This is a genomic window from Nocardia neocaledoniensis, from assembly GCF_029868625.1.
In the GTDB taxonomy this organism is placed as follows: domain Bacteria; phylum Actinomycetota; class Actinomycetes; order Mycobacteriales; family Mycobacteriaceae; genus Nocardia; species Nocardia neocaledoniensis_A.
Genome location: NZ_JARWOJ010000109.1, coordinates 1 through 5367 on the forward strand (window position 1 = coordinate 1; position 5367 = coordinate 5367).

Here is a 5367-nt window from a genome sequence, read left to right on the forward strand (position 1 = left end):
CCCCCTGTTCTGTTATCGAGCGATTGCAGCTTTACAAATCTGCCGATTTGTCTAGACGCCGGACAAATCGGGATCTATCGTCTGTGACAGAGAGTTACGCACATCACAGATGTGATCTGTGCCGCAGGATGGAGACGACGATGTCTACAGATGCCAACGCGTCCGAACAGCGGGTGGCGCCCCCGCAGTGGCGCGATTCCAAGCGCTATCTCTGGTTGTGGGGCCTGTTCGCCCCCACCGGGCTGTTCACGATCGCGATCCCGCTGATCTGGGGCCTCAACCAGCTCGGCTGGCACCGGCTGGCCGAGGTGCCGTTCTGGCTCGGGCCGGTGCTGGTGTACCTGGTGATCCCGCTGGCCGACCTGTTCTTCGGCCCCGACGGCGACAATCCGCCCGACGAGGTCATGGAGTACCTGGAGAACGACAAGTACTACCGGTACCTGACCTATCTGTACCTGCCGTTCCAGTACGCCTCGCTGATCTTCGCCTGCTACATCATCACCGCCGACAATCTGCACTGGCTCGGCTTCCCCGGCGGCGCCAACGTGATCGACAAGATCGGCATCGCGATCAGCGTCGGCATGATCGGCGGCATCGGCATCAACACCGCCCACGAGCTCGGCCACAAGAAGGTCGACCTGGAACGCTGGCTGGCCCGTATCGCGCTGGCGCAGTCGTTCTACGGGCACTTCTACATCGAGCACAACCGCGGTCACCACGTCCGCGTCGCCACCCCCGAGGACCCGGCCAGCGCCCGCATCGGCGAGACCTTCTGGGCCTTCTGGCCGCGCACCGTCGTCGGCAGCCTCCGCTCCGCCTGGCATCTGGAGAAGGAGCGGCTGCACCGCCTCGACAAGGGCCCGTGGACCTTGCGCAACGATGTGCTCAACGCGTGGGCGATGTCGGTGGTGCTGTGGGGCGGCTTGATCCTCGCCTTCGGCATCGAGGTGCTGCCGTATCTGATCCTGCAGGCCGTGATCGGGTTCAGCCTGCTGGAGTCGGTGAACTACCTCGAGCACTACGGCCTGGTGCGGCAGAAGACCCCGTCGGGACGCTACGAGCGGCCCGCGCCCGAGCACAGCTGGAACAGCGACCATCTGGTCACCAACATCTTCCTGTACCACCTGCAGCGGCACAGCGATCACCACGCGTACCCGACCCGGCGCTACCAGACGCTGCGCAGCTGGGACGGTGCGCCGAACCTGCCGAGCGGGTACGCCAGCATGATCCTGATCGCCTACTTCCCGCCGATCTGGCGCAAGGTCATGGACAAGCGCGTGCTCGCGCACTACTCGGGTGACGTCACCCGGGCCAATATCGAACCCAAGCGCCGGGAGAAGGTCCTCGCGCGGTACGGCCAGGAGGGAGATCAGGCATGAGTGCGTATCGCTGCCCGGTCTGTGATTATGTCTACGACGAAACGGAAGGAGCCCCGCGCGAGGGCTTTCCGGCCGGCACGCCGTGGGCGTCGGTTCCCGACGACTGGTGCTGCCCGGACTGCGGGGTGCGGGAGAAGATCGACTTCGAGGCGGTAGGAGTGTCGCGTTGACCGAGTACAAGCTCTACCAGTGTGTGCAGTGCGGTTTCGAATACGACGAGGCGCAGGGCTGGCCCGACGACAACATCGCGCCGGGCACCAGGTGGGAGGACATCCCCGACGACTGGACCTGCCCGGACTGCGGCGCCGCGAAGTCCGATTTCTTCATGGTCGAGATCGAACGTTCGTGAGTGTGGCGGGCACGTCGCGCACGGGAGCGCGCATCCCGTACCAGGAGGCGGCGCGGGAACTGCTGCGCCGCTCGGTCCTGGACGGGATGCGCGAGCTGCTCACCGAGCGGGACTGGTCCAAGATCACCCTCGGTGACGTCGCCGCGCGCGCCGGGGTCAGCAGGCAGACGCTCTACAACGAGTTCGGTTCGCGGGCCGGGCTGTCGCAGGCCTACGCGCTGCGCCTGGCCGACGAGCTCGTCGATCACGTCCGCGAGGCGCTCGACGACAACGTCGGCGACGCACGCGCCGCGATCCGCGTCGGCATGACCGGCTTCTTCTTCGCCGCCGCGGCCGACCCGCTGGTGCGGTCGCTGCTGGCGGGGGAGATGAAGCCGGATCTGCTGCGCCTGATCACCCTCGACGCGGGGCCGCTGCTCGAGCACGCCACCGCGCGGCTGGCCGATGTGTTCCAGCACAGCTGGGTCGACGCGTCCGACTCCGAGGCCGATGTCCTCGCGCACGCGCTCGTGCGCATCGCGCTGAGTTACATCCCCAATCCACCTGTCCCCGAGCGTGACGCGCCCGCGGAGATGAGCGCTCTGCTGAGCCCGTATGTCGAGGCGATCGTGCAGGTACGCGGCATCAGGACGCCGGTGGGTGACGCCGGTCACTCCGGCGCGTGAGATCGACTGAATCGCCCGCGTGTAACCATCACCACGTTTGCCGAATTGGCGCTGTGTAACGCGCCCGGGGTCTGTCAGTATTCACATCGGTCGGCGATTGGTCTTTTTACAGCGGAGCGGGTGTGCAAGCGGTTGGCAAACCGGGGGGTTTTCGCGATCCCAAACGGTATCTCTGGGCTCTCGGGCTGATCGCGCCGGCGTGCGCGCTCCTGCCCTCCCAGCTCGTGTACCGCACCGGCGCCGAGGTGTTCTGGTGGATCGGTCCCGCGATCGTGCTCATCGCCATTCCCGTGCTGGACTGGATCGTCGGCGAGGACGGCAACAATCCACGCGACGAGGACTACGAAGCGCTGTCCAACGATCGCTACTACCGCTGGTGCACCTACCTGTTCCTGCCGATCCAGCTGATCGGCCTGGTCATCGCGTGCGCCATGTGGGCCGGCGACGATCTCGACCTCGTCGACAAGCTCGGCCTGGCCGCCACCGTCGGCTTCGTGAGCGGGATCGGCATCAATGCCGCCCACGAACTGGGCCACCGGGTGGAGCGTGCTGAAAGATTGCTGTCGAAGATCGCGCTCGCCCAGTCCGGGTACGGGCACTTCTTCGTCGAGCACAATCGCGGCCACCACGCCCGCGTCGCCACCCCGGAGGATCCGGCCAGCGCCCGGCTGGGTGAATCGCTGTGGGAGTTCTTGCCGCGCAGCGTGATCGGTGGCTTCCGGTCGGCGCTCCAACTCGAGCGCGTGCGGCTGGCCAGGCAGGGGCGCGGCTGGTGGTGCAGGCAGAACAACATCCTGCAGGCGTGGGCGATGAGCGCGGTGCTGTTCGGTTCGCTGGTCGCGGTGTTCGGACCGGCGATCCTGCCGTGGCTGGCGCTGCAGGCCGTGGTCGGGATCGGCTTGCTCGAAGCCGTCAACTACGTCGAGCACTACGGGCTGCTGCGCGCCCGCAAGCCCAACGGCCGGTGGGCCCGCTGCTCCCCGCGCGACAGCTGGAACAGCGATCGCCTGGTCACCAACATCTTCCTGTTCCATCTGCAGCGCCACAGCGACCACCACGCCAACCCGGGCCGCCGCTATCAGACCCTGCGCAGCAGCAGCGAATCGCCGCAGCTGCCCGCCGGCTACGCCACCATGCTGCTGCTCGCCGCCGTCCCGCCGCTGTGGCGGGCCGTGATGGATCCGAAGGTGGCCGCCCACTACGGCGGCGATCTGTCGCTGGCCAACGTGGCTCCGGCCAAGCCGCGCCGTTTGCTGGCCCGATACCGCGCCACGGCCTGAGCGCACCCGCCGACGGACCGGGGAACGAGCGCGCCGACAGGCGGTAGCCTTGCCTCGGTACTGACTACCAGGAGAGGCTGATGACGACCTCAGAACTTCCCGCGCGCACCGAGCTCACCGCTGACGTCCGCAACGGCATCGATTACAAGGTGGCAGATCTCTCGCTGGCCGAATTCGGCCGCAAGGAGATCCGCCTCGCCGAGCACGAGATGCCCGGCCTGATGGCACTGCGCCGCGAATACCACGATGTGCAGCCGCTGAAGGGCGCCCGCATCTCCGGTTCGCTGCACATGACCGTGCAGACCGCTGTCCTGATCGAAACGCTGGTCGCTCTCGGCGCGCAGGTGCGCTGGGCGTCCTGCAACATCTTCTCCACCCAGGATCACGCCGCCGCGGCGATCGTCGTCGGGCCCAACGGCACCGTCGACGAGCCCAAGGGCACCCCGGTCTTCGCCTGGAAGGGCGAGACGCTGGAGGAGTACTGGTGGGCGGCCGAGCAGATGCTCACCTGGCCCGGCGAGCCGGCCAACATGATCCTCGACGACGGCGGCGACGCCACCATGCTCGTGCTGCGCGGCGCGCAGTTCGAGAAGGCAGGCGTTGTCCCGCCCGCCGACGAGGAGCACTCGGCCGAGTACACGGTCTTCCTGAACCTGCTGCGTGAGCGGTTCGAGACCGACAAGGGCAAGTGGAGCGCCATCGCCGAGTCGGTCAAGGGCGTCACCGAGGAGACCACGACCGGCGTGCTGCGGCTGTACCAGTTCGCCGCCGCGGGTGAGCTGGTGTTCCCGGCGATCAACGTCAACGACTCGGTCACCAAGTCGAAGTTCGACAACAAGTACGGCACCCGCCACTCGCTCATCGACGGCATCAACCGCGGCACCGATGTGCTCATCGGCGGCAAGAAGGTGCTGATCTGCGGCTACGGCGACGTCGGCAAGGGCTGCGCGGAGTCGCTGGCGGGCCAGGGCGCGCGCGTGCAGGTCACCGAGATCGATCCGATCAACGCCCTGCAGGCGCTGATGGACGGCTACGACGTGGTGACCGTCGAGCAGGCGATCGGCCAGGCCGACATCGTCATCACCTCGACCGGCAACAAGGACATCATCACCCTCGAGCACATGAAGGCGATGAAGGACCAGGCCATCCTCGGCAACATCGGTCACTTCGACAACGAGATCGATATGGCCGCGCTGGAGCGTTCGGGTGCGACCCGGCTCGAGATCAAGCCGCAGGTCGACCTGTGGACGTTCGACTCGGGCAAGTCCATCATCGTGCTGTCGGAGGGCCGCCTGCTGAACCTGGGCAACGCCACCGGCCACCCCTCGTTCGTGATGTCGAACAGCTTCTCCAACCAGGTCATCGCGCAGATCGAGCTGTGGACCAAGCCGGAGGAGTACGACAACGAGGTCTACCGCCTGCCCAAGCACCTGGACGAGAAGGTCGCGCGCATCCACGTCGAGGCCCTCGGCGGCACGCTGACCAAGCTCACCAAGGATCAGGCCGAATACATCGGCGTGGACGTGGAGGGCCCGTACAAGCCGGACCACTACCGTTACTGAGCACGATGTGAACCGGCCCCCCCCCCGGTGTTGGGGGGGGGGGTGGGGGTGAGGGGGGGGGGCAGCCGCCCGGGCGGGGGGGGGAAAAATTGGGGCGGGCGGCCGGGCGGGGCGCCCCCGGCGCGCCCCCCC

At 67.2% G+C, this 5367-nt stretch carries 6 protein-coding genes; all 6 read left to right on the forward strand.

The window, feature by feature from the left end; translation table 11 throughout:
• The first annotated feature begins 140 nt into the window (after positions 1 to 140).
• The 6 genes from QH270_RS07575 (at position 141) to ahcY (ending at position 5235) form a co-directional block, all read left to right on the forward strand.
• The gene (locus tag QH270_RS07575) at positions 141 to 1379 is read left to right on the forward strand and encodes an alkane 1-monooxygenase (RefSeq protein ID WP_280339779.1); all 1239 of its coding nucleotides are present in this window, start codon (positions 141 to 143) and stop codon (positions 1377 to 1379) included.
• Positions 1376 to 1549, forward strand: coding sequence for a rubredoxin (locus tag QH270_RS07580; RefSeq protein ID WP_280339780.1), 174 nt, complete (start codon positions 1376 to 1378; stop codon positions 1547 to 1549). Before QH270_RS07575 ends, QH270_RS07580 begins: the two co-directional genes overlap by 4 nt.
• The gene (locus QH270_RS07585) at positions 1546 to 1728 is read left to right on the forward strand and encodes a rubredoxin (RefSeq protein ID WP_280339781.1); all 183 of its coding nucleotides are present in this window, start codon (positions 1546 to 1548) and stop codon (positions 1726 to 1728) included. The genes QH270_RS07580 and QH270_RS07585 overlap by 4 nt, the downstream gene beginning before the upstream one ends.
• Entirely contained in the window at positions 1725 to 2393 is a 669-nt protein-coding gene (locus tag QH270_RS07590; protein WP_280339782.1) for a TetR family transcriptional regulator, read from the forward strand. The genes QH270_RS07585 and QH270_RS07590 overlap by 4 nt, the downstream gene beginning before the upstream one ends.
• A 122-nt stretch (positions 2394 to 2515) precedes the next feature.
• The gene (locus QH270_RS07595) at positions 2516 to 3673 is read left to right on the forward strand and encodes an alkane 1-monooxygenase (RefSeq protein WP_280339783.1); all 1158 of its coding nucleotides are present in this window, start codon (positions 2516 to 2518) and stop codon (positions 3671 to 3673) included.
• Between the two features lie 80 nt (positions 3674 to 3753).
• Positions 3754 to 5235: an adenosylhomocysteinase gene (ahcY, locus tag QH270_RS07600; protein ID WP_280339785.1), complete on the forward strand. Its 1482-nt coding sequence runs from the start codon at positions 3754 to 3756 to the stop codon at positions 5233 to 5235.
• Positions 5236 to 5367: the final 132 nt, after the last annotated feature.